We start from the raw sequence: 576 nt of genomic DNA, 5'->3' as shown, positions 1-576 counted from the left end.
GTATTAGTTGACCACTACAGTACCAGATATCAAAGACATGGTGGGCTTCATAGTCGTTTGTGCCAATCAGGTAACCGTTGATTGGGATGTGGTTACACAGCAGCGTGTAGGCCACCATGCCTTTACCGCGGCCAAAGTATTTCCGCGAATGTCTGGCCTTTACAGTCGGGCGCTCAACGCCAAACTTCTGCCCGTCAACAGCACCATAAAGCGTTTCCGGATCAAACGAATAGTGCGGGAAAATCGGCAGTACCTCTATGGCATCGGTGATGCAGTCATTGGCCGTGAACAATGACGCCAGGCGGAGGTACTGTTCGTACGTGGTTTCCAGCACATGGAACGGTATATCACTGGTTCGTGCCATCACATGGTTACCATGATTCATCGCCTGGGCAACGATGACCGCCATCAGGCTATCTGCATCGGCATTCTTTTTGGCATAGCGGGGCTGCTGTGGCTTCATGGCATGGAGAAACCGGCACTGCCCGTTAACAAACCGGAAGACGTCGGTCACATCACAGAATGGCAACTGCTCATAAAATCGCTTCTCCTGCGGGTAATGCCTCTAATTAGTTG

The 576-nt window shown here is 51.4% G+C and carries 1 pseudogene; it reads right to left on the bottom strand.

From position 1 onward, the window contains the following. Positions 1 to 553: pseudogene (locus U869_RS0129100) on the bottom strand (Tn3 family transposase); the annotation flags it as partial. Positions 554 to 576 lie beyond the last annotated feature (23 nt).

Source organism: Serratia sp. H1w (assembly GCF_000633355.1).
Classification (GTDB): Bacteria; Pseudomonadota; Gammaproteobacteria; order Enterobacterales; family Enterobacteriaceae; genus Chania.
This window is presented reverse-complemented; position numbering and strand designations above follow the sequence as displayed.